Consider the following 24,939-nt stretch of genomic DNA (forward strand, 5'->3'; position numbering starts at 1 on the left):
CAGGTAGAAGTGGCGTTTACGCCCGCATGGTAACCGTCCCGCCCTGAAATGCGCAGGGAAAGGTTTCCGAAACCAGATTATAGGGGATTGATTTACATACATAATAACACGCAATTCCGGAAAAGGGAGGAACAAGATGAAAAGATATGTATTTGTGATAATGGTCTCATTGATCCTTGCGTCCTGCGGGGCTCAAACAGGTGAAACCAAGCTTCCGGACGATTGGGATGATATCGTCAGTCAGGCGGAAGATTCCAAGGTCAATCTCTTCATGTGGGGAGGGGATGAAGTCGTCAACCAGTACATCGATGACACAGTGGCTCCTGGGCTGAAGAAGGAATTCGGCATCTCATTGAAGAGGATCCCGATGGATACCCCGGAAATCCTGCAGAAGCTCCAAACGGAAAAGAAGGCAGGGAAAAAGGACGGGTCCATGGACATTGTATGGATGAACGGAGAAAACTTCAAGAATGCGAAAGAACACGATCTGCTGGCCGGTCCCATCACAGAGCGTCTTCCCAATATGGAGTCATACTATAACGAAAAGGATTTCACCTATGACTTCGGAACCCCGACGGAAGGATATGAGGCACCGTGGGGGAAGGTTCAGTTCGTCTTCTTCTACAATGCAGACAAAATGGATAGCCCGCCGCGGACGGTGGACGAGCTGAAATCGTTCGTGAAGGAGCATCCGGGAACATTCACCTACCCCGACCCGACGGACTTCACGGGTAATGCCTTCATCCGTCATCTCCTCAATGCAAACTCAGACCACCCCATCGAAAAGGCCGGGGAAGATATCGAAGAAGCAGGCGGAAAGGTTTGGGATGACTTGAATGAAATGAAAGGGGATCTGTGGAGAGACGGGAAGACTTACCCGAAGGAGCTGTCAGATCTGGATCGTCTGTTCGGACAGGAGGAGATATGGATATCTATGGGATATAACGAAGCAAGGGCGGAATCCCTTGTCAAAAAGGGGATCTATCCTGAAGGGACCAAACCGTTCCTTCTTGAAGATGCAGGCTCGATCGGGAATACACATTTCCTTTCAGTGCCGTTCAATTCACCGAATCAGGCTGGTGCCCTCGTGGCCATCGACTATATGCTTTCCCCAGAGATGCAGCTGGAGAAGATGCAGCCGGACGGGTGGGGAGACAGCACCCCGATTTCAGTGGATAAGCTTGAAGACGGGATGAGGAAAAAGTTTGAGGAGCTCGACCGGGGTGAAACTGTCCTTGATCCTGCTCGATTGGAAGATGCCTATATCGGGGAGATGGACGCCTCCTATGTAGAATGGGTAAAGGAGAACTGGGTGCGTGAAGTGGCGGAAACCGACTGAGGGGCTCCTACTTGTACCAAGCATCCTTTTCCTGATGGTATTCGGCCTAGGCATGATCACAGCCTTCATGGAGAGCCTGGTGGATGATGGGACGCTGACGATGGGCTACTATATGGAACTATTCAGGAAGGAACGCTTCATGCGTTCTGTCCTTTACAGCTTCTGGATCACGGCCGTGTCCACGGTCCTGTCCCTTGTCATCGGCCTCCTCTTCGTCCGGGTCTTCCAGGAAAAACTTAGAGGTGGGCCGGGCCGGCTCCTTGTGTGGATCCCCATGCTATTCCCCCATTTCGTATGGGCGTATCTTGTGTTCCTGCTTTTGAATCAAAGCGGATTCCTGTCCAACCTATTGGGAGTCAGCGGTCTGATGGCGGAAAGGACGGATTTTCCCGTCCTTGTGCAGGATCCGAGCGGAGTCGGGATTATGGTCACATATATTTGGAAAGAGGTACCCTTCGTCATCTTGATGCTACTGCCGGTCTATGCCTCTCTTTCTCCAGGGTACAAAGAAGCGGCGACCCTCCTCGGTGCCAATCGCGTTCGCCTATTCACCACAGCGGAGTGGCCTTTCATCAAGCCGGTTCTTATTGAAACAGGTGCCATCCTGTTTGCGTTCATCTTCACGGCGTTCGAGGTCCCGCAGCTCCTTGGGGTCACCTCACCCCAAATGATTGCTGTCCTTACATACGAATGGTTCTACAGCGGGGCGTGGACGGATCGCCCATTTGCATTCGCCGCCCTGCTCCTGGCAGGGGGCGCAGTCGGCCTGAGCATGTGGCTTCTGACCCACGCCATGAACAATGAGCGGCTCAGGCTGGCGAGTGGAGGGCGGGGAGGATGAAACGAATCGGTTTCTATGCGATTGCCATCCCGTTGTTCTTGTTTCCCGTCTGCTTTTTCGTCTATAAAAGCCTATTCGGAATCTGGAGGTGGGGAGAGACTTTCCCTGTGGCTCTCAACACGAGGGCATGGAAGGTCATTGCAGGAGAAGGGGAGCTCCTGTCTGCCATCGTAGTGTCCATTGTCATCGCCATCATGGTCCTCGTATTGAACCTGTTGATCGGGTTAACCGCAGGGAAAGCATTCGCACTTCATCGGTTCAGGGGGAAGGTCTTCCTGGAAAGCATGCTGATGATGCCCCTGTTCCTTCCGACACTGGTCGTCGCCGCTGGTCTTCAGATGCTCTTCATCCGCATGGGGCTTGCCGACACATGGCTCGGCGTCGCCCTTGTTCATCTGATCCCGACGGTCCCCTACAGCATCAAGCTCTTCAAATCCGCGTATGAAGGGATCGGGAGGGATTTGATCGAGCAGTCCCTGCTTCTGGGGGGAGGCGCCCTGCGCAGGTTCCGCCATATAGAACTGCCGCAGCTCATCCCTGCCCTGAACAGCGTCCTGTTTCTTACCGTCGTGATCAGCCTTGGCCAATATGTGCTCACGGCCATCATCGGAGGGGGGAGCGTGGTTACTCTGGCCATGATCTACTACCCGTTCACCCGGTCCGCGGATGAATCGGTCATGGCCGCTTTCTCCCTTGTGTTCATGATGATCCCGCTGGTCACGTACCTTATCTCATGGCTGGTTTTGAGTATCTTCATCCCGTACGGGCCATCTAAGAAAAGGAGGGGAAACAACACCTCATGGAACTGAAGGAATTGTACAAGAGCTATAAGAATCAATCGATTCTCTCGGGGGTCTCACTCCGTATGGAAGAGGGGGAAATCGTTTCTCTCGTCGGGTTATCGGGGTCGGGGAAATCCACCCTTCTCCGTATCATTGCTGGACTTGAGGCACCGGATGCCGGTTCAGTCCATCTCGGGGGGAGAAATGTCACTACAATGAAACCGAAGGACCGGCCGGTCGGTATGGTCTTTCAGAAACCACTCCTTTTCCCTCATATGACGGTCCTTGAGAATGTGATGTATGGACTGAAGATGAAAGGATACAGGAAAAATCAGGCGACGAAAGAAGCGGATGGCTTCATCGAGATGGCAGGCCTAACGGACGTATCGGATCATTATTCCTCCGAACTGTCGGGAGGTCAGATGCAACGGGTATCGCTGATTCGTTCCCTCATCCTCCTCCCGAAGCTCCTTCTACTGGACGAGCCGTTTGCCAGCCTGGATCATACCCGGAGGATGGAGCTCCGTGCTTGGGTCAAATCCGTCATAAAGGAAGTGGGCACCACGGCGTTATTTGTGACGCACGACCGGGATGAAGCGAGCGAAATGGGCGATAGGATCGCTATCCTTGAAGCGGGACGCATCTCCCAGATCGGGAGCCCGGAGCATATTTATCATCATCCTGCCACTCCGTTCATCGCCGGTCTCATGAGCGACGGTCTCCTCCTCGGGAATGAGCGATTCGTCCATCGGGAAAACTTATCAACAGAGAGCCTACACCCTCATGATGTGCGATGGACAGGGGAGATCAGGGAGAAAAAGTACATGATGGGAAATCATATGTATTCCATACATATAGAAGAACTTGGACAATCGGTCGTGTTGAAGGTCGCTGACGGGGATCTGGGTGACCCGGTCACGATCACGGCTTCGGAAAAAAACATTCAAACGTTTGATTAAGAGGGAAGGGAGGGAAAAGGATGAAGAAGAAGGAATGGGTGAAGATTGCCATCGTGCTTGCGGTCATCCTGTTTTTGATCTGGTTCAGCCGTCATGTTTTCAGTGTGAACCCCATCGCCATCAGGGATTGGATCACTTCCTTCGGGATCTGGGCGCCCCTCGTGTTCATTGTGGCCTATACGATACGTCCGCTCATCCTCTTCCCGGCTTCGATCCTGTCGTTCGGGGCCGGGCTTGCGTTCGGTCCCCTGGAAGGTTTCGCCTACATTGTGGTCGGTGCGATCGGAGGGGCGACCGTAGCGTTCTATGCTGCCACCCTGCTGGGGGATCGGATCTTGAAGAACCCTTCGGAACGGATGAAGAGGATTCGCGGCCGTATGGAGGAGGACGGATTCATCTACATCCTAGTGATGCGCCTGGTTCCATTCTTGAACTTTGATCTGGTCAGTTATTTGGCCGGTATGGCGAAGGTGAGGTATGGTCCGTTCATCCTGGCGACGGCCATCGGGATCCTTCCAGGCACATTCGGATATGTCTATCTGGGTTCGAGTCTTGTCCAGGACGACAAAAGTCATATTTACATAGCCATCTTCGTGTTCGTCCTTGTAGCGGCGATCCCTTTCGTTTTCAGGAAGAAGCTCAAGAACTGGCTCGGATTATCTAAAAGGCGCTAGGAGGAAGGAACATGCTGGATACACATGCGCGAAAATGGGTGCAGCCGGGCATCGAGACAACCGCCCGTTCATTTTTGAAGGCCGGGTTCACTCCAAATGGGGTGACAGTAGCTGCTTTCATCATCGGAGGAGGAACGGGGCTCGTTTATTATGCCGGATTCCCCATCCTGGCTGTACTGCTTCTGTGGCTGTCGGGTTTTTTGGATGCAGTCGACGGCTCCATGGCGAGACTCACGAAGCCTTCGCCGTTCGGGACGGTCATGGATGTCACGTTTGATCGGATCGTGGAGATTTCCGTGATCCTGGGCGTTGCGGCGGTACACCCAAAGGCCATGTGGCCACTCCTCCTCCTGAGTGTCTCAATCATCATCTCCATGACGATCTTCCTTACGGTCGGTGCCGTCTCGGAGAAAGAAAGCGGAAAATCGTTTTATTATCAGGCCGGTCTGGCTGAGAGGACAGAAGGGTTCATCTTGTTCAGCTTGATGATGCTGTTCCCGTCGATTGTCGTTTGGACGACCCTTCTATTTGTTGCAGTGGAATTGTTCACGGGCTTTCAGCGGTTTGCAGAAGCAAAGCGACTACTTTCATAATGGAGTGATAGAGATGGAGAAATATGATGTGATTGTAATCGGTGGAGGATCAGCGGGATTGACGGTCGCGTCGGGTGCGGCGTCCCTTGGTGCACGCGTCGCCCTCATTGAACAGAGTGGGCGCCTCGGAGGTGACTGCCTCCACTTCGGATGCGTCCCGTCCAAGGCGTTCATCCAGGCGGCTAAAGAAGTTTCCACCGCACGCAGGGCGGCTTCGTTCGGCTTGGATGTGAGCGGGACGGTCGATCTGTCTGCCGTCAAGACCCGGGTCGAAGAAGCGGTTGGGAGCATCCAACAGCAGGATGACCCTAAGCGGTTCACGGAGATGGGGGTGGATATCTATTTCGGGCGTGCAGAGTTCGTCACCCCGAATGCCCTCTTGATCGAAGGGGAAGATTACGTCTACGGAAAAAGCATCGTCATCGCTACGGGATCAAGCCCGCTTATTCCTGAGATCCCCGGGTTGGAAGATGTGACCTATCATACAAATGAATCGGTGTTCGATCTGGAGGAGCTTCCGGGAAAAGCCATCTTCATAGGGGGTGGACCGATCAGCCTTGAGCTTGCCCAGGCTTTCAGCCATCTTGGTTCCGAGGTGACGGTGGTCGAGAAGGCGTCGTCCATCCTTTCCAAAGAAGACCGGAGCATTCAGGAGGCCGCGGTTGAAGTCCTCGGAGAAGATCTGAGAATCGTGACGGACGCAGATATCCAGAAGGTGACCAAAGACGGGGACGGACTTTCCCTCCATTGCACGGTTGAGGGAAAAGACCTCCACATCAACGGGGACATGCTCTTTGTCGGAACGGGAAGGAAGCCCAACTCAGAAGCCCTTAATGTGGACAAAGCAGGGGTGGAGATTGATCAAAAGGGCTTCATTCCTGCCGGTGACGATCTGAGGACGAATGTGTCCCACATCTTCTCCATCGGTGATGCGAACGGTCGCTACTTCTTCACTCACGCAGCAGGGATGGAAGGGAAGCAGGTAGTCCAGAATGCCGTCTTCGGCCTGAAGGGGAAGGTGAGCTACGATCAGCTTCCATGGGTGACCTATACTTCACCCGAGATTTTCCATGCAGGAATGACGGAGGAAGAAGCAAAGGAATCAGGGATCAATTATAAGGTGTACGAAACGACCCTGGATGACGTCGATCGCTTCGTGGCAGATCACCAGACCCACGGCCTCGTGAAGATTCTCACGGATTGGAAGGGGAAGATCCTCGGGGCGCATGCCGTCGGGGAAGGAGCTGGGGACTGGATGCAGCCTGTCCTATATGCCATGGCAAAGAACAATGGCATCGGCTCCCTTTCAAATATGACCTATCCATACCCTAATCATGCATCCGCCGTCCAGCAGACAGCCGATCTATTCTGGCGAGAGAAGCTCTTTGATGGACCGGTTCCTGTCGTGACGAAAAAACTGATTGAGTATAAACGATAAACCGTTAAAAAAACAGGCCATCCAGGCATGGAAGGAAGACCCTTTCCCTGGAAAGCCTGTTTTTATTTTTCATGGGAGCCGTACTTTTTCATGAACGACCGGTCCAATCTTTCCTTGAGCTTCCTCGTCCATCTCCCCTGGACCGCGAATGATCCATACAGGAGAAATCCGTTGCCGTTACCCGTTGACAGGATCGACAGGTATCGGCTTCTTGATTGAAAGGCAAGAAGCTTCCGGCCTGTAAGGAACCGGTTCAGGTTCTCCCATAGGACGGGTCCCTGCCTGACAGCCGTGACCCCGTTTTTGGGGAAGTCGGGGAAATCTGCCAGGGTGCCGCAGTCGCCGGCAGCGAAGAGACCGGGGAATGAGATGGACTGAAGATTGGCGTTCGTCAGCATGAACCCCTTCTCATCCGTCGGGATCAGACTGCTGCCGAACAGTCCCTGTGCTGCTGCACCACCGAGGAACATCACCTCGTCAAAGGGGATGTGTCGAGCCTGGTCTGTCACGACGGTCCCATCCGTCACCTGTTCGGCTTTTCCCTTCAAGGTGGAGATTCTCCGGCGATCGAGAAGCGATGCCATATTCCTTGATGCAAGGACCCCGGCCTCATGGAGAAACGGGGAGGAATGAATGACAGTGATGGAGTCATCGGGTTTCCCGTTTTTTTCTTTCCAGGCGCGAAGGGAGAGGGCGAGTTCGCATGCCGCCGCTCCGCCTCCGATGAAGACCGTATCCCTACTGCGGTACAGCCTTTCGACCTGGGAAGGGAAGCGATGATTCGGTTTGATTCTCAGATTGGCCCCCCCCAGTCCGGGGATGCCGGGATCCTCATTCCGGGAGCCGATATCAAAGGAGGCCGCGTCATAGGAATACAGCTCACCCGCATCCGTCAGCAGCTGCTGTTGGATGGGATCGACGGAAAGAACGGATGCTTCGACGAATTCGCAGTGTGCTTTCCGGCACAGGGCCTCAAGATCGACACGGATTTCCTCCTCGCTGTACACACCTTCGACGAAGCCTGAAAACATGCCGCTATAATATTGGTGGCGCGAGGGAGAGATGAGGATCCATCGGTCGGCCGTTTGTTCCTTAGATCGTTCCAGGAGGCAATGGAGGTGGCTGTGACCGCCTCCCGCGAGGATGACGGTGTTCATGACCGCTCCTCCCATTCTTCCCTGGTGATCCCCATCCTGATCGAGTCGTAATACACGCCTTCGTGATAGCGGCATTTTCTCATCCTGCCTTCTAGGATCATGCCGATTTTCTCGGCGGTACGCATCATACGTTCGTTACCCGACCAGGTGGTGATGCCGACCCTGCCAATTTCCTTGGTGGCAAAAAGATGCTCCACCCACTGGTCGAGTGCATCCGTGCCATACCCGCCGTTCCAGTAGCGCGGATCATAAATGCCAATCCCGGCCTCCAGCCATCTTGTCGGTTCATATTCCCAGTAAAAGCTCACCGTCCCGATGATGAGCCCGTCCGCTTCAATGATCCGCTGATGTTCGAGGTATCGATCAGGATCTGAAACATATGAAGCTTCGTACTCGTCTAATGACATGTTGACGTGTGGGAAATAAGGAGCGTCCCATTTTTTCCACTCGGGGGAGGGGTCACTGTATAACAGCATCCACAGTGCGGGTAAATCTTCTTTTTCAATCGGGCGAAGTGTCGTTTTCACATCGTTTCCTCCTGACTCGTTCTTGCTGACTCTCATTATACCGAAATTCCTAAAGTTGGGGACAGGCATGAAAAACAGGATGGCCCTGTGTGGCCATCCTGTATCCAGCAACCTATGAAACAGGTTGTTTTTTACCTGTAAGGCGATCGGCGATGGATGCAATCGCTCCATCCCCTGTTACGTTGCACGCTGTACCGAAGCTGTCCTGTGCCAGGTACAGGGCGATCATCAAGGATGTCATGGTCGGACTGAAGCCGAGCATGGTCTCGAGCAGTCCGAGGGAGGCCATGACGGCTCCGCCCGGCACTCCGGGTGCAGCAATCATTGTAATCCCGAGCATGAGGATGAACGGGAAGATCTGTGTGAACTCCAGTGCTTGTCCCTGGATGAACATCACGGCCATGGAACAACTCACAAGGGTGATGGTGCTCCCAGAGAGGTGAATTGTGGCAAGGAGGGGGATCGAAAAGTCTGCGATGCTTCCCCGCGTGCCGTTCAGCTTCGTCCGCTCAAGCGTAACGGGGATGGTGGAGGCTGAAGACTGGGTACCGAGTGCCGTAAAATAGGCAGGCATCATCGTCTTGATCATGGAAAACGGATTCTGCTTCCGGATCGTTCCGGCTGCCGTGTATTGTACAATAAGGAAGAATAAATGCAGGATGATGATCATGATGAAGACTTTGGCGAAAACAGAAATAATCGATGTCACCTGACCGCCCTGAGTCATATTGGCAAAGATCCCGAGGATATGGATCGGAAGGAGCGGGATGATGATTTTTTCGATAAGCTTCTCGATGATGTTCTTGAACTCTTCCAAGCCTTTTTGAAGCACATCCCCTTTAATGGCTGCCATTCCGACACCCAGTGTGAAGGCTATAAGGAGAGCGGTCATCACGCCCATGACAGGCGGCATTTCTACTGTAAAGAATCCTTTGAGCAGCGCTTCTTCAGGGTTTTCAAACGATTGGGAGCTCTGATTGACCAGCAGGGAAGGATACAGGGACTTCGCCGTAATGAATGCCACCAGTCCTGCCAAGATGGTGGAACCGTATGCGAGGGCTGTTGTCAGGCCGAGGAGTCTGCCTGCCCCTTTTCCCATGGAACCGATTCCGGGTGCGATGAATCCGATGATAATAAGCGGGATGGCGAATCCAAGAAAGTTCCCGAATAGTTCATTGAACGTAACGAAGATCTTGATGAACCAGTGAGGGGCAAACATGCCGACAATGATTCCCAGAGCGATCCCCAGGATGATGCGTGGTAACAATCCAAGTCTTTTCATCTTTCTGTCCTCCTTGAGTGTACAAATGTTTATGTTAGATGGATTATACAATGACAAGGAAGATAGTTTAATAGGGTTTTTAATAGGCGGAATGTTAAATGTATTCAGATAACGTTGCGAATGTTTAGTCGCAGGACTAGTTTGACATGGCATACATATATCAAAGGGTCGAATCGGGAAGATAAATTGCATTTTCCATATGAATCATTCTTTCTCTTTCCTTTGAACATGATAAAATAGAAATATCTATTGTTATATTGGAGGTCACTCAAAAAATGAAAACCAAGCTTTGTTTATTATACGGTGGGAAATCCGCGGAACATCAGGTTTCACTGCAAACGGCCAAGGCAGTCATCGGCGCCCTGGATTTAAATAAATTCGATATTCACCCGATTTTCATCTCGACAGACGGCGCGTGGATCAAAGGATCACAGCTTGAAGGACCGGTCAGTGATGTGAAGGAACTTCAATTCTCCGAAGGGGAAGCCATTGCCCCTAACGCCCTTACTGCATCGGTTAAAGGATCGGAAGGATATGATATGATCTTCCCTCTCCTTCATGGACCGAACGGTGAAGACGGGACGGTACAGGGGATGCTTGAATTATTGAATCTTCCATATGTAGGAAATGGCGTTTTGGCGTCTTCTGCGGGTATGGATAAAGTCATCATGAAGAACCTATTCGCTCAGGCAGGTATCCCACAAGTAGGCTACACATGGTTCATCAGAAGCTCATGGGAAAGCGACCGCGAAGCGGCTTACAAGCAGGTGGAGGAAGAAATCGGCTACCCATGCTTCGTTAAACCCGCCAACCTTGGTTCTTCTGTAGGCATCAGCAAATGTACGTCACGTGATGAACTTGAGGCGGCTTTCGAAGAAGCCTTCCAATTCGATCGTAAAATCATCATTGAAGAAGGGGTCATTGCCAGAGAGATTGAGCTAGGCGTACTGGGTAACGATCACCCTGAGTGCTCGGTAGCGGGAGAGATCGTCCCTAAGAAGGATTTCTACGACTACAAAGCGAAATATGAGGATGGCGATACAGCCCTCATCATCCCGGCAGAGGTAGATGAGGAGCTTTATGCACGACTCAAAGACATTGCGATCCGGTCATTCAAGGCGCTTGATTGTTCAGGGCTTGTCCGTGCCGACTTCTTCGTGACGAAGGACGGAAGGATCTTCATGAACGAAGTGAACACCATGCCTGGATTCACCCCATTCAGTATGTTCCCGCTTCTTTGGAAACATACGGGCATCGACTACCCGTCACTCATCGCGAAGCTGGTTGAACTCGGGGCAGAACGACACAAAGAAAAGCAATCGATCAAGTATACAATGTAGCCACCATGGGACCGGCAGCGGACGAAATGAAAGTTCGGTCGGTCCCATCTCTATTGCAAGGATGAACGAGTAAAGGAGTATATGATCATGTTCGAAAAAACGATTAGCGATATATGCACGATGCTTGATGTGAAGAATGATCTTTCTTCATTCGGCGACATCGTCGTCAAAGGTGTATCCATCAACACACGGACGATGGAAAAAGGGAATCTGTTCGTCCCGTTCAAAGGAGAGAACGTCGACGGCCACCGGTTCGTCCGCTCTGCCATAGAAGAGGGTGCAGCAGCAGCGCTCTGGGATGCGAACGTCCCGAATCCGCCGGAGGATCTTCCGGTTCTGGTTGTGGACGATCCGCTTGAAGCGCTTCAGTCCCTTGCCAATCAATACCGTCACGAGCTGGATCTCAAAGTCGTGGGGATCACAGGAAGCAACGGGAAGACAACCACGAAGGATATTGTAGCGAATATCCTGGCACAGAAGTACAAGGTGCATAAGACTCAAGGTAACTACAATAACCACATCGGCCTGCCCCTCACCCTCCTGGCTCTGCCTCGGGATGCGGAAGTTGCCGTGCTCGAAATGGGGATGAGCGGATTCGGAGAGATCGAACTCCTATCCGATATCGCACAGCCGGATGCAGCGGTCATCACCAACATCGGTGAGTCCCACCTGCAGGACCTCGGCTCCAGGGAAGGCATCGCCAAAGCGAAGCTTGAGATCATCCACGGTCTGAAGGAAGACGGCCTGTTCATTTATTACGGGAATGAGCCCCTACTGAGCGAACAAGTGAAGGAACTCGGATTGAAAAGAGTGGAAACGTTCGGGAAGACGGATGATAACACCATTTCCCCGACGAAAACGGAGATGAACAATACGGGCAGTTATTTCGAAACTTCCATGGCGGAAGGGGAAACCTTCCATTTGCCGGTGCTTGGGCAGCATAACATCCATAATGCGCTCGCAGGCATCCTGATCGGGAAGGAATTCGGTCTAACAATAGAGGAGATGAAACAAGGCTTAAAGTCCCTTGAGCTGACGAAGATGAGAATGGAAATGATTGAAGGTAAAAAAGGAGAGCGCATCATCAACGATGCGTACAATGCCAGTCCCACTTCTGTAAAAGCGGCAATTCAGCTGATTTCCGAGCTGGAAGGATTCGACTCCAAGATCCTGGTTCTCGGGGACATGCTCGAGCTCGGGGATCATGAGAAGGAATACCATGAGGAGATCGGTCAACTGATCGACCCTGAACGCATCCGTCACGTGTTTACTTTCGGTGAATTGGGTGAATATATGGCTAAAGGGGCAAAAGTGAATTTCCCCGAAGAGCGCGTACACGCATTCCTTGATAAAGAGGCCCTGCTCGATGAATTGAATGCACTCATCACCGGCAAGGAACTGATCCTCTTCAAAGCTTCGAGGGGAATGAAGCTTGAAGAGATCATCGACGGTCTGAAGTAACAAGGAGTTTGTCCGTGCCATACTAATGGAAAAGGTGAGAGCATGATCGGATGTTTAGTGCTCCACGGGTTCACAGGGGGACCATACGAAGTGGAACCCCTTGCTGAATACCTGAGGGAGCAGACGGATTGGAAAATTGTCGTCCCGACCCTGCCTGGTCACGGAGAAACACTATCCCTAAGGGGGATCAAGCACGTGCAATGGATCGAACATGCAGAAGAATGTCTTAAATCCCTGCTTGAGACATGCGACAAAGTTTATGTCGCCGGCTTTTCCATGGGAGGTCTCATTGCATCCTATCTTGCAGTCCATTATAATGTTAGTAAGCTTGTGCTGTTGAGCGCTGCTGCCAGGTATATCCATATCAAGCAGCTCTTCAGAGACATCGGGGGTTTGATCAGAGAGGGATGGCAAGGAAATCTCCTCGAGAACGAACTGTACAATCGTTATAAGGTAAAAATGACCAATACCCCGCTTCTATCCACCTATGAATTCAGGAAGGTCGTCACCATCGCCCGACCGCTGCTGAAGAAAGTCACCATCCCCACATTCATTGCCCAGGGGGAAGTGGATGGAATCGTCCCTCCCGCCAGTGCAGCTTACATCTATGAAACCATTTCGTCCCGACAAAAAAATATTTATTATGCTTCAAGATCCAAGCATCTCATCTGTCATAGCGAAGATAAGGCTGAACTTTTTGATCATATTTACCATTTTCTCGAAGATGAATAGAGTGACTATTTGACATGTCATTGAAATTCATTTCTAGAAGTGGTAACATTACTACAACATAGTTCTATTTGTTGGACGTGCCAGCTCTTCGATTTTGAAGAGTGTATTTTTTTGTACACAACATAAACTAAACATCTCATATAGACGGTTTTAGATTAGATACCGAAGTCGGCATGTAAGATTTGGATCCGATTTAAACATATAATCAGCTCCATCGATTAGTTATAAAAGATGTATACCAAAAGGAGAATGAATAGCATTGACAAAGTTTGCAGATTTAAACTTAAGCGCAGCTACGTTGAAATCCATTAAACGTATGGGCTTTGAAGAAGCAACCCCCATCCAGGCCAGCACAATCCCGGTAAGTCTTGAAGGTAAAGACATCATCGGTCAAGCACAAACAGGTACAGGTAAGACGACAGCATTCGGTATTCCGATGATCGAGAAGATCGATGTGAAGAACCCTGCAGTCCAAGGTCTTATCATTGCGCCGACACGTGAACTTGCGATCCAGGTTTCTGAAGAACTATACCGCATCAGTGCAGATAAGCGCGCACGCGTCCTTTCTGTATACGGTGGACAGGACATCCAGCGCCAGATCCGTGCGATGAAGAAGAACCCGCACATCATCGTAGGAACTCCAGGACGTCTACTTGATCACATCAAACGTAAAACATTGAACCTTACAAGTGTTGATACCCTTGTATTGGATGAAGCGGATGAAATGCTCAACATGGGCTTCATCGATGACATCGAGAGCATCCTTGAAACCGTTCCTCCGACTCGTCAAACCCTTCTATTCTCAGCAACGATGCCGGATCCGATCCGTCGTATCGCTGAGCGCTTCATGACTGAACCTGAAGTCATCAAAGTGAAATCGAAAGAAGTGACTGTATCCAACATCGAGCAGTTCTTCACAAAAGTGACGGAGAAAGAGAAATTCGACGTCCTTTCACGCTTGATCGACGTTCAGTCTCCTGAACTTGCCATCGTATTCGGACGTACGAAGCGCCGTGTAGATGAGCTTTCACGTGCATTGAGCATCCGTGGTTACCTTGCTGAAGGAATCCATGGTGACCTTTCACAGGCTCGCCGTATGACGGTCCTCAAAAAGTTCAAAGAAGGACGCATCGACGTTCTTGTTGCTACTGACGTAGCAGCTCGTGGACTTGATATCTCTGGTGTAACACATGTTTACAACTTCGATATCCCACAAGATCCTGAAAGCTACGTTCACCGTATCGGACGTACGGGCCGTGCAGGTAAGAAAGGGATGTCCATCACATTCGTCACACCACGTGAAATGGGCTACCTGAAAGTGGTAGAACAAACCACCAAGAAGAAAATGACGGCTCTTAAGCCACCTAGCCATAACGAAGCTCTTGAAGGTCAGCAGCGCCTGGCTCTTGAAAAGCTTACAGAAGCAACGAAAGAATCTGACCTTAAAGATTACTATGCGTTGGCAGAAGAATTCCTTGCGAACCACGAATCCATCGAAGCGGTGGCAGCGGCCATCCGCGTTCTGACAAAAGAACCGGATACCACTCCAGTCGATATCACCGAAGAGCGCCCACTTCCATCAAGAGGCGGCGGCGGTCGCGGTAATTCCCGAGGCGGCGGATACAAAGGTGGTTCACGCTCTGGTAAAGGCGGAAGCGGCGGCGGTAGCCGTTCAGGCGGTTACAACCGTGGCGGCGGTTCATCCCGCGGCGGAGATCGCAACCGTTCAGGCGGAAGCAGACCACAATCTTCTTCTAAGCGTAAATCATATAACTCTTAATACATGAAGCACGACGGCAGAGATGCCGTCGTGTTTTTTTGTGTTGAGTAGGGTGACCAGGATGTGTGCGGTGGAAGGGTCGCTTGGGTGATGGGATGAGATCCATTCGCGAATAAAGGAGTGGGGTCGCTTCGAATGTAGTGAGGGGAGAGTGCTGGATGAGGAGGGGGATCGCAAGTAACGGGTGGTGTTAGCTGAATAATGGGGCTGATCGCAAATAACGGGTGGTGTTAGCTGAATAATGGGGCTGATCGCAAGTAACGAAAGGAGGTAACTGAATAAAGGTAAGAATCGTACGTAACGAAAAAGGTGCGATAATAAAAAGTAGAGGCAAAAATCGATTCGCAAGGAAATTCTTAAAAGTCGCTGATAAAATTTTAAAAGTCGCAAATAAATCTTCAAAAGTCGCAAGTATTTTCAATGCTCAAAGAGATTGAGGTCGTTCAGATACACAGAATTGAATTAAAGGAGCTGTGAAAAAAGTCGTTTCGTGTCGAATGAGTAAAATGAGGACAATCGCAACTTCCGATTCGCTGATATCACATACCTATATGATAGTAAGTAAGGTTTTTAGCAAAAAACATGAAAAAGTAGCAAATATCCTCCTCGCTAGCTTCAAAACATCTGCTGTCACCAAATCAACTGCTGGCCATTCCGTTCACCACCCCCATCAATAATCCATACCGATCCCGTCCATACTACACCTAACAACACCCAGGCCACTGCGCCTGCCAAAGGAGTATCACCACATGACCATCATCCGATTCGGGTACGTAGCCATGAGCATGAATCTGCAGCACGCTTCCCCTTCTCAAACCATGACCCACAAGCAGTTTTCCGGCTTGAAGGATGAGGAGGCGGCGATCAGGAAGCTGGAGCGGATTGCCTTGTCCAATATCGAGAATTGCCTGCGGCTCCTGAAGCATAATGTGCTTCATGACATTCATTTTTTCCGTTTCAGCTCGAAGCTCATCCCCCTTGCCAATCACCCCGATCTTGCGGGGTGGGACTTTTTGACGCCAATCCTGCCTGCCTTGGGTGAAATCCGATCGTATCTCCGCGAGCATCCCATGAGGGTGGATTTCCACCCGGATCATTTTGTCCTCCTGAATTCGACCGAACCCCAGGTGATGAAGAATTCGTTGAAGACCTTGCGCATGCATGAAGGGATCCTGGACGCAATGGGGATCGATCCCCTGCATCGGTGCGTCCTCCATGTAGGCGGTGCCCATGGCGATAAAGAAAAGGCGATGGAGCAGTTCATCCACAATTGGGGGCTGACCCCGGAGGGCATCCAAAGGATGATCATGTTGGAGAATGACGATACTGTATTTTCGGCATTCGATGCCCTTTACCTTTGTGAAAAGCTCGGGATCCCCCTTGTATTCGACCTTCACCACCATATGGCGAATGGGGAGCGCGACTGGACGCTTGATTGGGATCGGGTCGTTGCTACGTGGAAGGATTCTCCGCTTCCCCTGAAGATGCACATCTCCAGTCCGCGGTCTGCTGATGATTTCAAAGCTCACGCAGACTACATCGATCCTCATGATTTCCTCGGGTTTCTGCGCCAAGTGGAGGGAAGTGTCGATCGCATCGATTGCATGATCGAGGCGAAGCAGAAAGATAATGCCCTGTTCAAGTTGATGGAGGAGCTGGCGCAAGAAGAAGGGGTCCGCCGCGTGGACGGGTCCACGATCGAAATCGGTTAATTGAAACCATCCCCTACTCAAAACCGTATCTATACTGTAAGATTTAGACATAGAAGGAAATGGGGGATGGATATGAAAGATGGACCACGTAACAGGATTTCACCAAAGGCTCTCAGTGTGTGGAGGATTTATGGTGGGATCGAAACCTTGATCGCACTCGTCGTCGCAGGTGGGGTCATTACACTAACCGTTCTATTCGACTGGCCGGTATGGATTTCCGTCGTTGCGGGAGTCGCAGCCGTCATTCTTGCATACATACAGATCAAACTTGTTCCCGATGTCAGGTGGAAGCGCTGGCGCTATGAAGTGAGGGAGCAGGAAATCGAGCTTCAAAGGGGCATATTCATCATCAAAAGGACGCTCGTCCCGATGGTGCGTGTCCAGCACGTGGATACCGTCCAGGGACCGATCTTGAAGAAGTACGGTCTTTCGACGATCACCATCTCCACAGCTGCAACGGTGCATGAAATCCCTGCCCTCGACACGGAGGAAGCGGATGGACTGAGGGATTCCATATCCCAGCTGGCAAGGGTGGCGGAAGATGATGTCTGAGTACAAGCGGCTGCACCCCATCTCGGCCATCGTCAACTTCATGAAACAAGTGAAGGAAATGATCATCCCGATCGTCGTCCTCTTGTTCGTGAACGGTTCGGGAAGCGGCGGGGGTTTCTGGAGATACATGCCCGTCATTTCCATGGTAACGGTCCTCGTCCTTGTCCTTGGTGCCGGGATCATCAAGTGGATGCGGTTCACCTATCGCCTGGAAGACGGGGAACTGCGGATCGAACACGGTTTATTTGTGAAAAAGAAGCGGTATATCCCCTATGACCGGATCCAGAGCCTGAACTTCTCGGAAGGGATCCTGCATCGCCCGTTCGGACTAGTGAAGGTAAAGGTGGAGACCGCCGGTTCTTCATCTGATAAAAAATCGGAGGCGGAACTGACGGCGATCCTCAAGGAAGAAGCTATTCAGATCGAGAAGACGATCTTTAAAGAAAAAGAACGCCTATCCGAATCCCCGGAAGCCGTCGTCGAAGAGAAGCCTGACCGTCAGGAGGAAATCTTCAAGATGTCCGGGAAGGATCTGCTGATGCTCGGTTTGACGTCTGGCGGAGTCTGGGTCATCTTGTCGGGTGTCGGAGCTTTCCTTTCACAGTTTGATGACTTCATTCCGTTTGAAGAGATTTACGAAGGAGCTTCAGGCTACATCAGGGGAGGGGTCCTCATCATCGGGATCCTGGCATTCGTCGGCCTGTTCATTGCCTGGCTGCTTTCACTCGTGTGGACCTTCGTTGTGTACGGGGACTTCCGAATCCGGCTCACCGATGAAAACATCATCATCAATCGGGGGCTGTTGGAAAAGAAGCAAGTGACGGTACCGTTCAAGCGCGTGCAGGGAATCCGTATCATCGAGAACCCCGTGCGTCAGCTCCTTGGTTACTGTTCCGTCCAGATTGAAAATGCCGGGGGCTCCGCCCTTGAAAAGGACAGCTCGAGTATCAAGCTGTTTCCGATCGTAAGGAAAAGGGAAGTGGAGAACCTTCTTGCCGAGATTTTCCCGGATTACTCCGTAGAGACCGAATTCAATCGGCTTCCTGTCCGTTCAATCAGGAAATATATGATCCGTGCGGCCGCGGTCGGTGTCATCCCGACGGTCGTGGTATCGATCTTTCTCTGGCCCTATGGGATGTGGGGGCTGATCCTTGTGGCGCTCCTTGCGTTCCTTGGATACCGGCAGCACCGGTCCGGCGGATGGAAGCTCAGCGAAAGCCAGTTGTCCTTGCAATATCGGACCTTTTCAAAAAGCACGGTCTTTTTGAAAAAGAACCGTATCCAGTCGCTTGACCGGCAGGAAACGTGGTTTCAATCACGCATGGACTTAAGTACATTGCGGACGACCGTGAAGTCGGGTGATGCCGGGTACAAGAGCACGCTCAGGGACCTCGAACAAAAAGATATGAAGCAGATTGAAATGTGGTATTCCTACGAAGAATAAAAAAAGAAAAGTGACCCCCTGAGGTCACTTTTCTACTTTCTCCCGGCAATGAAGCCGATGAGGAACCCGGCGATGAGGCCGAAGAGGTGGGCCGTGATATTGATCCCGGATTGGGTGAAGGTCATGATCAACCCGATGATGACGATCGGCAGGATCACCTGCCTGCTCTCACGGGTGATGAAGGCATTCCTCGTCGCGATCATGGCCAGATAATAGCCGAATAATCCGAATATCGCTCCGGAAGCACCTACATGGCTGTAAGAGAGAGGCTGACTGACGTAGGTGATGATATTGGCGAAGATGCCGCTCACGAGATAGAGGGCGGTGAATTTCCATTTTCCGAGATGTTCTTCAAGTGCCGGACCGAAGAGAACGAGGGAAAATGAATTGAATAAGACGTGGGAGAAGCCCATATGGACGAATATCGGCGTGATCAGGCGCCACCATTCACCGTCCCGTATGAACAGGTTGATGCCTGCGAGTTGTTCGTACACCCACATTTGAGGGAAAATGGGGAGGGAACTGATCAAATACAGGATCAGGTGGATGGATACAATAACAGAAATGACAGGGTATTTCTTCAGGAACTGAGAGAAGCTTTCCGTCCTAACAAACATGGATCGTCCTCCTCCAAAAGGATGGTAATACTGATATTGTCGCTTATATAAGCTTGTCAGACAAGGTGTTTCCTTATACGGATATGCCGGACGGGACTAGAGTAGAAGGAGAATGATGATGATTAAAGGAATCGGATTGGATATCGTCGAGTTGCACCGCATCAAAGATATGATCGACCGTCAGCCCAAATTCCCTGGGCGCATTTTGACGGAAACGGAACGGGAGTCGTTTGAATCCCTGTCTGATAGAAGGAAGGTGGAATTCCTTTCCGGACGCTTTGCAGCAAAAGAGGCATTCGCCAAGGCCGTGGGCACGGGCATCGGGAAGGAATTGTCTTTCCATGATATCGAGATTGAGAAGGATGAAAGGGGGAAACCCCATATCGTCAAGCCTGCTGGACTGAAGGTACATCTCTCAATCACCCACAGCCGGGACTTTGCGGCGGCACAGGTCGTATTGGAAGATTGATGCTTGTCAGTTCTTTTTGCATATTCCCCATGGTTGTCTCATATATTCAGTAGTGCAATAGGAGAGACAAGACCGGTAAGGGTGAAGATCGCGGTTCATCCGTAGGACGCGAGGGGGATTCTGCATGAGTCGTCCATTTTAACCCTCCGGTCCACCCCTCTCTGATACGTATATCCTGAGACAAAAGGGGCTGTAGAAATGAACAAGAAACTGGTGGTGCTCGTGCTGGCCGTACTGACCGTATTGATGCTGGCCGCATGTGGGGAAAAGTCCAAAGAGGATGTAACCAAGGATCTCAAATCGAAAGTGGAAGATCTGAAAGGCTATAAGGCAGATGCCAAAATGACCCTTCAAGTCGGGGAAGATCCACAGACGTATGAAGTGGAAGTATGGCATAATGATCCGAACTATTACAGGGTATCCCTGAAGAATGAGGCCAAAGACCAGAGCCAGATGATCCTGCGGAATGAAGAGGGCGTCTTCGTCCTGACGCCTGCATTGAACAAGAGCTTCCGCTTCCAGAGCGACTGGCCGTCCAACAGCAGTCAGGCCTATCTATATGAATCACTCGTGAAGGATGTCCTGGAAGACAAGAATGCTACATTCAAAGAAACGAAAGACCATTACGTCTTTAATACAAAGACGCGCTATCAGAACAATCAAATGCTTCCTACCCAGGAAATCACCTTCAATAAAAAAGATCTCACACCGGTATCTGTGAACGTCATGGATTCCGATAAGAATTCCTTGGTGAAGGTCGAGTTCTCCAAGATGGACGTGAAGGCTGCGTTTGATAAGAAGGATTTCGACATGAAGAAGAACATGACGGGTGCACAGCTTGAGATTCCAGTGAGCGGCAACGTGGAAGAGAAGGAACTCTCCGTCCTTTACCCTACTGATGGAATCTCAGGATCAGAGCTTGTGGATGAGCAGGAAGTCGCAACGAAAGACGGCAAGCGGGTCGTCCTGACATATGATGGGGAGAAATCCTTTACCATCATCCAGGAACAAACTACATCGGTTCCGACCATGACGGTTTCGACATCCCTTCAAGGTGAAGTAGTGGACCTCGGCTTCACGGTAGGGGCCATGACCGATCAGTCCATCACCTGGACCCATGACGGTGTGGATTATATGCTTGCATCAAAGAGCCTGACGCAGGATGAGATGGTGACCATCGCCCGGTCCGTGCAAGGTTCCATGGTAAAATAAACAACATTGAGGCAGCCTGAGGGCTGTCTTTCTTCATGCTTGGACTGACTGAAAGAAAAGAATGAATCTCGATGGAAGGAATGGTATTCTTGTAAGGAATGAAATTGTTTAGGAAGTGAATGGACATTGGATACCCTTTTCTTCAGAGATACGTGGGCCGAAATCAATCTGGACCATGTAAGTGAAAACGTCATGAACTTTAAAAAACATATACCGGATAATGTGAAGATGCTCGCCGTCGTAAAAGCGAATGCCTATGGGCACGGATACGAACAGATTGCAAGGGCCGCACTCGACTCGGGGGCGGACGGACTTGCCGTCGCTTTCCTTGACGAAGCATTGCTTCTTCGAAAAGCGGGCATCCATACCCCGATTCTTGTTCTTGGTGCTTCAAGGCCGGAGGATGCAGGAACTGCAGCGGACCATGGAGTATCCCTAACTGTCTATACGAAGGAATGGCTTGAAGAGGCTTCCTTATACACGGGGAAACGCCTGAATCTCCATGTGAAATGTGATACAGGCATGGGGAGGATCGGCGTGAGGGACTCACAAGAGCTGCTCGAGATCACAGATGTGATCAGCGCCCATGAACACTTCCATTTCGAAGGGGTGTTCACCCACTTCGCGACGGCAGATGAACTGGATGAAACGTATGCCGATACGCAGCTTGAAACCTTCCGCTCCATGATCGGTCAGCTTCCTCAGCTTCCCGAGTACGTGCACTCTTCCAACAGTGCCGCCACACTCCGGCGGAAGGATGCCCTTTTCAACACCGTCAGGGTCGGGATCAGCCTCTACGGTCTTACTCCCTCACGCGAGATGCAGCCTCATCTCCCCTTTGAGTTGAAGGAAGTGCTCTCTCTTAAGACGAAACTCATCCATGTGAAAGAAATGGACGAAGGAGAGAAAGTCAGCTACGGTGCCACTTATGAAACAGGGAACAAGGAATGGATCGGCACACTCCCGATCGGGTATGCCGATGGATGGATCAGAAAGCTTCAGGGTCAGGAAGTCCTGATCGGCGGCCGCAGGGCTCCCATCGTCGGCAGGATCTGCATGGACCAGTGCATGGTCAGGCTTACCGGTCCGGTGAAGACGGGGGAACCCGTCACGCTCATCGGCCGCCAGGGGGATGAGCATATACCCGCCGATGAACTGGCAGATAAGCTTGATACGATTAACTATGAGGTGACCTGCATGATCGCCGCGCGCGTCCCGAGAGTCTATACGAGAGGCGGCGCCGTTGTCGAAGTATCCAATCATCTTCTGTAAGCAGGACGTAAAAGACCGCCCATTTCAAGAAATCGCATGAATAATCCATGTAACATATGGTGGATAATAGAAGAGATTAATAAATTGACTTTTCATTCCCATTGTTTGATGGTATGATTAACATGTTATAAAATGAAACGGTATGTAGTGATTGGTGGAGGTGTAGTTTGTGTCTGAATCCAGCGCAACAACGGAAATTTTGATTCGTCTTCCGCAACAGCTCGTCACAGAACTGGACGGCTTTGCAGATCAGGAAAATGTGAATCGCAATGAGTTTATTTATCGTGCTACTAAAATGTATTTAAGAGAGCGTAAGAAACGACATCTGCGTGAATCCATGAGACGAGGCTATATGGAAATGGCTAAGATCAATCTCGCCATCGCTTCGGAAGCAATCCAGGCAGAATATGAGGCAGAACATACAGTCGAACGCTTAGTAAGCGGAGGTTAATCCTTTGATTGTAAAGCGTGGTGACGTATATTTTGCAGACCTTTCTCCTGTTGTTGGGTCGGAACAAGGAGGCGTCCGGCCGGTCCTTGTCATTCAAAACGATATAGGGAACAGGTTCAGTCCCACTGTTATTGTCGCTGCTATCACTGCTCAGATCCAAAAAGCGAAGTTGCCTACCCATGTCGAAATTGATTCCAAACGGTACGGCTTTGAACGTGATTCCGTAATCTTGCTCGAACAGATCAGGACCATCGATAAACAGCGTCTGACCGATAAGATCACACACCTGGACGACGAAATGATGGAAAAAGTCGATGACGCCCTCCAGATTAGTGTTGGTCTCATACAATTTTAATCAGAAACGCCATGCAAATAAATATTGGGAATACACCAGCAAGCACCTGCTGATCAGTGAATGATCAGCAGGTTTTTTTATGCGGTCGGTGAATGGGTTCGTGAAAATCGTGTAATCATTTGTCGATGTGTGGTAAATACACCCAATCGTATGACAAAGTTCTGTAAACCATTTATAATGGGAAAGTATATGAGAGAATTCGCCGTCAAGGCATCATAAGCTTGTTTATTTTTGTCTTTTTTTGATACTATTAATTCAAATGCGATATCCATGTAAGCTATATTAGAGTTCAATGACATTGGTCATGGAGAACGTCGTCATAAATTTCACATGATAGAATGGAGAGAACGGGATGTTTAGTGAAGTCACGGAATACATTGAAACGAATAAGGCCGAGTTGACAAATGTCTGGATGGACAAGATGAAGGAAGAAGCGGATGATAAATTCCTTCAAGTCATCTCGGATCAAGTGTTCACGAAGACAAGCCATGAATTTGTCGAAATGATTGCTTCACGCCTGCGTGATTCCAAGGAATTCAACAACAGACTGGAAGAATTCGCCGAGAAAGTGGTAAGGCTCGGTTGGCCTTTAACGTTTGTGACCTCTGCCTTGAATGTGTTCGGCAAAGTGGTTTATCAAGGTATGGAGAGTTCTGGATTCATTACGGAAGAAAATTACCAACAGCAGATTAATAAATTTGATCGTTGGCTTTCCCCGATGACGAATAAAGTCATCCAGGCATACACGGAATCATGGGAAAAGACTGTTTCGCTCCAAAAGATCGCCCTTCAGGAGCTGTCAGCCCCATTGATCCCGGTGTTCGAGAAGATTTCTGTTATGCCGTTGGTAGGGACGATCGATACGGAGCGTGCGCGACAAATTATGGAAAATCTATTGCATGGTGTCGTGAAACACCGTGCAGAAGTAGTCCTGATTGATATCACCGGTGTGCCGGTCGTTGATACGATGGTTGCCCATCACATCATTCAAGCAGCCGACGCGGTCCGCCTCGTCGGAGCTAAGTGCATGCTTGTCGGGATCAGACCGGAAATCGCTCAAACGATTGTGAATCTAGGGATTGACCTTACACAATTCATGACGAACAGCACGCTGCGTAAAGGAATTGAAAAGGCTTTGGAGATGACAAGCCGAAAAATTGTTTCCGTGGAGGGATTGGAATGAGAATACCTATACTGAAGCTCGAAGACTGTCTATTGATCTCGATCCAGTGGGAACTTGATGACCAAACGGCCCTTCAATTTCAAGAGGATCTTCTTCACAAGATTCATGAAACGAGTGCAAGGGGCGTTGTCATCGATATTACGTCGATCGATTTCATCGATTCATTCATCGCCAAGGTTCTTGGTGATGTCATCAACATGTCCAGATTGATGGGGGCCAAAGTTGTCATTACTGGAATTCAGCCAGCGGTCGCCATTACACTGATCGAATTGGGGATCCGTCTGGACGATGTCCTCACAGCTTTAGACCTTGAAAAAGGTCTTGAGAAATTAAAATTGGAACTGGGGGACTAGGTATGGAGAGCCAATCCTGCGTGAAGATCACGAATGAATGGGACATCGTTGCTGCCCGCCAGTTAGGGAGAAATGTAGCGAAAGAGCTCGGATTTGGCACCGTTGACCAAGCTCGAATTACTACGGCGATCAGTGAATTGGCCCGTAATATATATTTATATGCAGGTACCGGACAGATCTGTATCGAGAAACTGCTTGATGCGGGGAAGAAGGGTGTCAGGATCATTGCCCTTGATGAAGGACCGGGCATTACAGATATCAGAAAAGTAATGGAAGATGGATATTCTACATCAGGTGGATTAGGAGCCGGTTTGCCAGGGGTTAAGCGGCTGATGGACGAATTCAATGTCGACTCGGTTCCGGGAGAGGGAACCGATATCAGGGCAACCAAGTGGCTCCGCTAGGGGGAGTTAG

General features: G+C 50.4%; 26 protein-coding genes. 22 read left to right on the top strand and 4 right to left on the bottom strand.

Annotated elements, in window-relative coordinates:
• Nucleotides 1–136 precede the first annotated feature (136 nt).
• From K6T23_RS01555 to K6T23_RS01585, 7 genes are read left to right on the top strand one after another with little or no spacing between them, the layout of a single operon-like run.
• Nucleotides 137–1,339 carry an ABC transporter substrate-binding protein gene (locus tag K6T23_RS01555; protein ID WP_238283452.1) on the top strand — a complete coding sequence of 401 codons (1,203 nt, stop codon included), beginning with the start codon at nt 137–139 and terminating at the stop codon, nt 1,337–1,339.
• The gene (locus K6T23_RS01560; protein ID WP_079513873.1) at nt 1,317–2,180 is read left to right on the top strand and encodes an ABC transporter permease; all 864 of its coding nucleotides are present in this window, start codon (nt 1,317–1,319) and stop codon (nt 2,178–2,180) included. The genes K6T23_RS01555 and K6T23_RS01560 overlap by 23 nt, the downstream gene beginning before the upstream one ends.
• Nucleotides 2,177–2,989 carry an ABC transporter permease gene (locus K6T23_RS01565; RefSeq protein WP_079513875.1) on the top strand — a complete coding sequence of 271 codons (813 nt, stop codon included), beginning with the start codon at nt 2,177–2,179 and terminating at the stop codon, nt 2,987–2,989. Before K6T23_RS01560 ends, K6T23_RS01565 begins: the two co-directional genes overlap by 4 nt.
• Nucleotides 2,980–3,921, top strand: coding sequence for an ABC transporter ATP-binding protein (locus K6T23_RS01570; protein ID WP_238283453.1), 942 nt, complete (start codon nt 2,980–2,982; stop codon nt 3,919–3,921). The genes K6T23_RS01565 and K6T23_RS01570 overlap by 10 nt, the downstream gene beginning before the upstream one ends.
• Before the next feature lie 20 nt (nt 3,922–3,941).
• Nucleotides 3,942–4,595: a TVP38/TMEM64 family protein gene (locus K6T23_RS01575; protein ID WP_079513879.1), complete on the top strand. Its 654-nt coding sequence runs from the start codon at nt 3,942–3,944 to the stop codon at nt 4,593–4,595.
• Between the two features lie 11 nt (nt 4,596–4,606).
• Nucleotides 4,607–5,188, top strand: coding sequence for a CDP-alcohol phosphatidyltransferase family protein (locus K6T23_RS01580; protein WP_056541562.1), 582 nt, complete (start codon nt 4,607–4,609; stop codon nt 5,186–5,188).
• 13 nt (nt 5,189–5,201) lie between these two features.
• Entirely contained in the window at nt 5,202–6,626 is a 1,425-nt protein-coding gene (locus tag K6T23_RS01585; RefSeq protein ID WP_238283454.1) for a dihydrolipoyl dehydrogenase family protein, read from the top strand.
• A gap of 62 nt (nt 6,627–6,688) precedes the next feature.
• Here K6T23_RS01585 and K6T23_RS01590 read toward each other — a convergent pair whose 3' ends face one another.
• From K6T23_RS01590 to K6T23_RS01600, 3 genes are all read right to left on the bottom strand, one after another.
• Nucleotides 6,689–7,783: an FAD-dependent oxidoreductase gene (locus tag K6T23_RS01590; protein ID WP_238283455.1), complete on the bottom strand. Its 1,095-nt coding sequence runs from the start codon at nt 7,781–7,783 to the stop codon at nt 6,689–6,691.
• Nucleotides 7,780–8,310 carry a GNAT family N-acetyltransferase gene (locus K6T23_RS01595; protein WP_404818415.1) on the bottom strand — a complete coding sequence of 177 codons (531 nt, stop codon included), beginning with the start codon at nt 8,308–8,310 and terminating at the stop codon, nt 7,780–7,782. Before K6T23_RS01595 ends, K6T23_RS01590 begins: the two co-directional genes overlap by 4 nt.
• 112 nt (nt 8,311–8,422) lie before the next feature.
• Nucleotides 8,423–9,592, bottom strand: a complete 1,170-nt coding sequence (locus K6T23_RS01600) for a dicarboxylate/amino acid:cation symporter (RefSeq protein WP_079513886.1) — start codon at nt 9,590–9,592, stop codon at nt 8,423–8,425.
• Nucleotides 9,593–9,867: 275 nt separating this feature from the next.
• Between K6T23_RS01600 and K6T23_RS01605 the strand changes: the two genes are divergently transcribed.
• The 7 genes from K6T23_RS01605 (at nt 9,868) to K6T23_RS01635 (ending at nt 18,613) form a co-directional block, all read left to right on the top strand.
• Nucleotides 9,868–10,932 carry a D-alanine--D-alanine ligase gene (locus tag K6T23_RS01605; RefSeq protein WP_238283457.1) on the top strand — a complete coding sequence of 355 codons (1,065 nt, stop codon included), beginning with the start codon at nt 9,868–9,870 and terminating at the stop codon, nt 10,930–10,932.
• Between the two features lie 87 nt (nt 10,933–11,019).
• Nucleotides 11,020–12,393: a UDP-N-acetylmuramoyl-tripeptide--D-alanyl-D-alanine ligase gene (locus K6T23_RS01610; RefSeq protein ID WP_056541578.1), complete on the top strand. Its 1,374-nt coding sequence runs from the start codon at nt 11,020–11,022 to the stop codon at nt 12,391–12,393.
• A gap of 42 nt (nt 12,394–12,435) precedes the next feature.
• Complete coding sequence (locus K6T23_RS01615; protein WP_053427966.1) at nt 12,436–13,125, top strand: alpha/beta hydrolase; 690 nt, start codon at nt 12,436–12,438, stop codon at nt 13,123–13,125.
• A gap of 259 nt (nt 13,126–13,384) precedes the next feature.
• A complete protein-coding gene (gene cshA, locus K6T23_RS01620) occupies nt 13,385–14,905 on the top strand; it encodes a degradosome RNA helicase CshA (RefSeq protein ID WP_056541580.1) in 1,521 nt (506 codons plus the stop codon).
• Between the two features lie 749 nt (nt 14,906–15,654).
• A complete protein-coding gene (gene uvsE / locus K6T23_RS01625) occupies nt 15,655–16,617 on the top strand; it encodes a UV DNA damage repair endonuclease UvsE (RefSeq protein ID WP_238283458.1) in 963 nt (320 codons plus the stop codon).
• A gap of 72 nt (nt 16,618–16,689) precedes the next feature.
• Nucleotides 16,690–17,169: a PH domain-containing protein gene (locus K6T23_RS01630; RefSeq protein ID WP_056541627.1), complete on the top strand. Its 480-nt coding sequence runs from the start codon at nt 16,690–16,692 to the stop codon at nt 17,167–17,169.
• Nucleotides 17,159–18,613 (top strand): PH domain-containing protein, encoded by a 1,455-nt coding sequence (locus tag K6T23_RS01635; protein WP_238283459.1) that lies wholly within the window; start codon nt 17,159–17,161, stop codon nt 18,611–18,613. The genes K6T23_RS01630 and K6T23_RS01635 overlap by 11 nt, the downstream gene beginning before the upstream one ends.
• A 32-nt stretch (nt 18,614–18,645) precedes the next feature.
• Here the strand turns inward: K6T23_RS01635 and K6T23_RS01640 are convergent, their stop codons facing one another.
• Complete coding sequence (locus tag K6T23_RS01640) at nt 18,646–19,230, bottom strand: rhomboid family intramembrane serine protease (RefSeq protein ID WP_056541591.1); 585 nt, start codon at nt 19,228–19,230, stop codon at nt 18,646–18,648.
• A gap of 118 nt (nt 19,231–19,348) precedes the next feature.
• On the opposite strand from K6T23_RS01640, the gene acpS reads away from it, so the two are divergent.
• The 8 genes from acpS to K6T23_RS01680 all read left to right on the top strand — a co-directional run bounded on the left by acpS (nt 19,349) and on the right by K6T23_RS01680 (nt 24,929).
• The gene (gene acpS / locus K6T23_RS01645; protein WP_238284362.1) at nt 19,349–19,699 is read left to right on the top strand and encodes a holo-ACP synthase; all 351 of its coding nucleotides are present in this window, start codon (nt 19,349–19,351) and stop codon (nt 19,697–19,699) included.
• 198 nt (nt 19,700–19,897) lie between these two features.
• Complete coding sequence (locus K6T23_RS01650; RefSeq protein WP_053427972.1) at nt 19,898–20,911, top strand: LolA family protein; 1,014 nt, start codon at nt 19,898–19,900, stop codon at nt 20,909–20,911.
• A 126-nt stretch (nt 20,912–21,037) separates the two neighbouring features.
• Nucleotides 21,038–22,183 (top strand): alanine racemase, encoded by a 1,146-nt coding sequence (gene alr / locus K6T23_RS01655; protein ID WP_273546595.1) that lies wholly within the window; start codon nt 21,038–21,040, stop codon nt 22,181–22,183.
• A gap of 169 nt (nt 22,184–22,352) precedes the next feature.
• Nucleotides 22,353–22,634, top strand: a complete 282-nt coding sequence (locus tag K6T23_RS01660; RefSeq protein ID WP_048007231.1) for a CopG family ribbon-helix-helix protein — start codon at nt 22,353–22,355, stop codon at nt 22,632–22,634.
• A 4-nt stretch (nt 22,635–22,638) separates the two neighbouring features.
• Complete coding sequence (locus tag K6T23_RS01665) at nt 22,639–22,989, top strand: type II toxin-antitoxin system PemK/MazF family toxin (protein WP_048007230.1); 351 nt, start codon at nt 22,639–22,641, stop codon at nt 22,987–22,989.
• 352 nt (nt 22,990–23,341) lie between these two features.
• Nucleotides 23,342–24,172 (top strand): RsbT co-antagonist protein RsbRA, encoded by an 831-nt coding sequence (locus tag K6T23_RS01670; protein WP_056541597.1) that lies wholly within the window; start codon nt 23,342–23,344, stop codon nt 24,170–24,172.
• Nucleotides 24,169–24,525 carry an STAS domain-containing protein gene (locus tag K6T23_RS01675; protein WP_048007228.1) on the top strand — a complete coding sequence of 119 codons (357 nt, stop codon included), beginning with the start codon at nt 24,169–24,171 and terminating at the stop codon, nt 24,523–24,525. The genes K6T23_RS01670 and K6T23_RS01675 overlap by 4 nt, the downstream gene beginning before the upstream one ends.
• 2 nt (nt 24,526–24,527) lie before the next feature.
• Nucleotides 24,528–24,929 carry an anti-sigma regulatory factor gene (locus tag K6T23_RS01680; protein ID WP_056541599.1) on the top strand — a complete coding sequence of 134 codons (402 nt, stop codon included), beginning with the start codon at nt 24,528–24,530 and terminating at the stop codon, nt 24,927–24,929.
• Nucleotides 24,930–24,939 lie beyond the last annotated feature (10 nt).

It is taken from the genome of Rossellomorea marisflavi, assembly GCF_022170785.1.
GTDB classification, from domain to species: domain Bacteria; phylum Bacillota; class Bacilli; order Bacillales; family Bacillaceae_B; genus Rossellomorea; species Rossellomorea marisflavi_B.

What these genes read in the sequence shown, in the direction of transcription:
- K6T23_RS01555 (WP_238283452.1), top strand. Translation starts at nt 137, where the DNA reads ATGAAAAGATATGTATTTGTGATAATGGTCTCATTGATCCTTGCGTCC.
- K6T23_RS01565 (WP_079513875.1), top strand. Translation starts at nt 2,177, where the DNA reads ATGAAACGAATCGGTTTCTATGCGATTGCCATCCCGTTGTTCTTGTTT.
- K6T23_RS01570 (WP_238283453.1), top strand. Translation starts at nt 2,980, where the DNA reads ATGGAACTGAAGGAATTGTACAAGAGCTATAAGAATCAATCGATTCTC.
- K6T23_RS01575 (WP_079513879.1), top strand. Translation starts at nt 3,942, where the DNA reads ATGAAGAAGAAGGAATGGGTGAAGATTGCCATCGTGCTTGCGGTCATC.
- K6T23_RS01580 (WP_056541562.1), top strand. Translation starts at nt 4,607, where the DNA reads ATGCTGGATACACATGCGCGAAAATGGGTGCAGCCGGGCATCGAGACA.
- K6T23_RS01585 (WP_238283454.1), top strand. Translation starts at nt 5,202, where the DNA reads ATGGAGAAATATGATGTGATTGTAATCGGTGGAGGATCAGCGGGATTG.
- K6T23_RS01590 (WP_238283455.1), bottom strand. Translation starts at nt 7,783, where the DNA reads ATGAACACCGTCATCCTCGCGGGAGGCGGTCACAGCCACCTCCATTGC.
- K6T23_RS01600 (WP_079513886.1), bottom strand. Translation starts at nt 9,592, where the DNA reads ATGAAAAGACTTGGATTGTTACCACGCATCATCCTGGGGATCGCTCTG.
- K6T23_RS01605 (WP_238283457.1), top strand. Translation starts at nt 9,868, where the DNA reads ATGAAAACCAAGCTTTGTTTATTATACGGTGGGAAATCCGCGGAACAT.
- K6T23_RS01610 (WP_056541578.1), top strand. Translation starts at nt 11,020, where the DNA reads ATGTTCGAAAAAACGATTAGCGATATATGCACGATGCTTGATGTGAAG.
- K6T23_RS01615 (WP_053427966.1), top strand. Translation starts at nt 12,436, where the DNA reads ATGATCGGATGTTTAGTGCTCCACGGGTTCACAGGGGGACCATACGAA.
- uvsE (WP_238283458.1), top strand. Translation starts at nt 15,655, where the DNA reads ATGACCATCATCCGATTCGGGTACGTAGCCATGAGCATGAATCTGCAG.
- K6T23_RS01630 (WP_056541627.1), top strand. Translation starts at nt 16,690, where the DNA reads ATGAAAGATGGACCACGTAACAGGATTTCACCAAAGGCTCTCAGTGTG.
- K6T23_RS01635 (WP_238283459.1), top strand. Translation starts at nt 17,159, where the DNA reads ATGATGTCTGAGTACAAGCGGCTGCACCCCATCTCGGCCATCGTCAAC.
- K6T23_RS01640 (WP_056541591.1), bottom strand. Translation starts at nt 19,230, where the DNA reads ATGTTTGTTAGGACGGAAAGCTTCTCTCAGTTCCTGAAGAAATACCCT.
- acpS (WP_238284362.1), top strand. Translation starts at nt 19,349, where the DNA reads ATGATTAAAGGAATCGGATTGGATATCGTCGAGTTGCACCGCATCAAA.
- K6T23_RS01650 (WP_053427972.1), top strand. Translation starts at nt 19,898, where the DNA reads ATGAACAAGAAACTGGTGGTGCTCGTGCTGGCCGTACTGACCGTATTG.
- K6T23_RS01670 (WP_056541597.1), top strand. Translation starts at nt 23,342, where the DNA reads ATGTTTAGTGAAGTCACGGAATACATTGAAACGAATAAGGCCGAGTTG.
- K6T23_RS01675 (WP_048007228.1), top strand. Translation starts at nt 24,169, where the DNA reads ATGAGAATACCTATACTGAAGCTCGAAGACTGTCTATTGATCTCGATC.
- K6T23_RS01680 (WP_056541599.1), top strand. Translation starts at nt 24,528, where the DNA reads ATGGAGAGCCAATCCTGCGTGAAGATCACGAATGAATGGGACATCGTT.